The sequence below is a fragment of the Algibacter sp. genome, assembly GCF_049667265.1.
Lineage (GTDB): Bacteria > Bacteroidota > Bacteroidia > Flavobacteriales > Flavobacteriaceae > Algibacter_B.
In genome coordinates, this window is the sequence record NZ_JBATHX010000200.1 from 1 (window position 1) to 3291 (window position 3291).

The 3291-nt window shown below is 31.5% G+C and carries 2 protein-coding genes and 1 pseudogene; all 3 read left to right on the top strand.

Annotation, left to right across the window (positions count from 1 at the left end):
* A pseudogene (locus WBN21_RS07600) lies at window positions 1–246 on the top strand (hypothetical protein); the annotation flags it as partial.
* A gap of 55 nt (window positions 247–301) precedes the next feature.
* Window positions 302–1228: a bifunctional riboflavin kinase/FAD synthetase gene (locus WBN21_RS07605; protein WP_424198992.1), complete on the top strand. Its 927-nt coding sequence runs from the start codon at window positions 302–304 to the stop codon at window positions 1226–1228.
* Window positions 1229–1320: 92 nt separating this feature from the next.
* The gene (gene serS, locus WBN21_RS07610) at window positions 1321–2592 is read left to right on the top strand and encodes a serine--tRNA ligase (RefSeq protein WP_424198994.1); all 1272 of its coding nucleotides are present in this window, start codon (window positions 1321–1323) and stop codon (window positions 2590–2592) included.
* Window positions 2593–3291 lie beyond the last annotated feature (699 nt).

Consider the following 3291-nt stretch of genomic DNA (forward strand, 5'->3'; position numbering starts at 1 on the left):
GAAGAAATTTTTATTGAATTAGATCAAGAGAATCTTCAATTTGAAACCACAGAATTAATTGACAAAAAATTATTCTTTGCACGCTGGTGTTATTGTAAAGGACAAACAGGATACTATAAAATCAATCAAGGAAAATTAACGGTAACTAAAATTGATAATTCAAATTATGATGTACATCTCGTTTTTAAGATTGATGAAGTTCCGCAAATTATAAATGAAATAAAACATACTTTTAAATTAGATTAAGGGTTTAAGATTTGTTTTAAGCGACTTTATAATTAGTTTTGTCAAAAAAAAAGGCTTGAAAACGAGGCGTAATTTAAATACACTACCCAACAACCAAACAGTTGTTACCATCGGTACTTTTGATGGTGTGCATATTGGGCATCAAAAAATAATCAAGCGTTTGATAAATACCGGTAAGCTGGAAGGGTTACAATCTGTAATACTTACCTTTTTTCCGCATCCGCGAATGGTGTTGCAAAAAGATTCCGATATTAAATTAATAAATACCATTGATGAACGCCAGGATATTTTGGACGATTTAGGTTTAGATTATTTGGTCATTAAAAAGTTTACCCATGAGTTTTCAAGACTTTCAGCAGAAGATTTTGTAAAAAATATATTAGTAGATAAACTAAAGGCGAAAAAAGTAATAATTGGTTACGACCATAGATTTGGCAGAAACAGAAATGCCGACATTAACGATTTAAAAACCTTTGGAGGAATTTTTGGTTTTGAAGTTGAAGAGATTTCAGTTGAAGATATTGATGATGTGGCTGTAAGTTCAACAAAAATTAGAAAAGCTTTAAATGAAGGTGATATTGAAATGGCAAATGCATTTTTAGGTTATCATTTTATGTTAACCGGCAAAGTCACAAAAGGAAAAGGTTTAGGGAAAAAATTGGGGTTTCCAACGGCAAATATTGAAATTGAAGAAACTTATAAAATCATTCCGAAGCAAGGCTCATATATTGTAAAGGCATTGATAAAGGACAAACCAGTTTATGGCATGATGAACATTGGAATGAACCCTACAGTAAACGGCGAAACCCAAACTATCGAGGTCCACTTTTTTGATTTTGATGAAGATATTTATGGGAAAACCATTCAAATAGATTTGCTTCATCGCATTCGTGATGAAGAAAAATTTGAATCGGTTGAAGCGCTAAAACTTCAATTAGGAAAAGATAAAAACACCGCATTAGAATACGTTTCAAATCTATAGGCTAGAAAAATTTAATTTCATAATAGTTAGTTCTAAAATATGGCTTTACTCTCTTTTCAATTCATTAAATTTGTTGCTTAAATTTTCATGTCATGTTACAAGTTGCTTTTATTAGAGAAAACAAAGAATTAGTTGTTGAACGCTTAGCAAAACGAAATATAAATGCTGTTCAAATGATTAGTGATGTTATAACTTTTGATGAAGATAGAAGAAATCTTCAAGCAGAATTAGATAATACTTTGGCTGAATCTAACATCTTATCAAAAGAAATTGGAAATTTATATAAGTCTGGAGAAGTTGATAAGGCAAACGTTTTAAAAGAAAAAACGGGTCAGTTAAAAGACATGTCAAAGGAACTTTCAGATTTACTAAACGCGAAAGTTGAAGCTTTAAATGAGTTGCTTTATAAAATACCAAATGTGCCTCATGATTCTGTACCACGTGGGAATTCTGAATTAGATAATGAGGAAATATTTAAAGCTGGAGATATTCCAAAACTACATGATGGCGCGCTACCACATTGGGAGTTAGCAAAAAAATACGATATCATAGATTTTGAACTTGGTAACAAAATTACAGGTGCCGGATTTCCAGTTTACAAAGGAAAAGGGGCCAAATTGCAACGCGCGTTAATTGCTTATTTTCTAGATAAAAATACCGCTGCAGGTTATACTGAATATCAATTACCACTTTTGGTAAACGAAGCTTCTGGTTTTGGTACAGGGCAATTGCCAGATAAAGAAGGGCAAATGTATCATGTTACTGAAGATAATTTGTATTTAATTCCAACAGCCGAAGTACCTGGAACCAATATTTTTAGAGATGTGGTTTTAAGTGAAAGCGAGTTACCAATTGGTGTTACAGGTTACACACCGTGTTTCCGTCGTGAGGCAGGAAGTTATGGTGCACATGTAAGAGGATTAAATAGGTTACACCAATTTGATAAAGTTGAAATTATTCGTGTGGAACACCCTAGTAAATCTTACGAAGCTTTAGATGGCATGGTGGATCATGTAAAAGATATTTTAAAAGAACTAAAATTGCCATACAGAATTTTGCGTTTGTGCGGAGGTGATACCTCTTTTGCATCTGCATTAACTTACGATTTTGAGGTGTTTTCTACGGCTCAAGATAGATGGTTAGAAATCTCTTCTGTTTCAAATTTTGAAACCTTTCAAGCAAATCGATTAAAACTCCGATTTAAAAATAGTGAAGGTAAAAATGAGTTGGCTCATACATTAAACGGAAGCTCTTTAGCACTTCCAAGAGTGTTGGCTGGAATTCTTGAAAATTACCAAACTAAAGATGGTATTTTGGTTCCAGAAGTGCTTCAATCTTACACAGGTTTCAAAATAATAAATTAAAGTATATTCCTACAAAAAAATTGAATTCATTTCATTAATTACGATGAAATGCAATTTACTCATGCTGTTTAACGAAAAACATCCGTTTTCTTTGAATAAGTAATTTATATTTCACAAGTTCGCTAAACCAAAATCTATTTAACCTACTTATTATGAAGAATGTTAAGCGCATTGTCCTATTAATTGCTTTGATTTTTTTCGCAACTCAAGTTTTATCTTCAGATTTCCAATTGTTTGAATCCGAAGATAACACATCAACCATTGCGAAAAAATAGAGATTTATTCAAACAAAATCTTTATTACAATACAATAATATTTTTGGAAAATAGTCGTTCTTGATTACTCAAGTATATAAAGACTGTCCCCAATCGAGTATTTAATTAACAAGTAGTTAATAGTAAATTATTTTTGGTTGGTAAGTGCCCGATTTTTATCGGGCACTTTTTTTTATGAAACTTTATTTTGTGGAGTCTTTTTAGCGAACAGAAATTAGTTAGTTGAATTAATCCCGATGACCATCGGGACCTCATAATCAAAATTAATTATATATTAATTTTTACAATATCAACACTCTACATTTGTTATATTTACCACATGCGATATCTTTTATACATTTTCTTAATAGTTTCTGGTGTTTTGTATTCTCAAAACACAACACTTGCTGATGACTATTTCGAAAAAGGTGAGTATGAAAAGGCA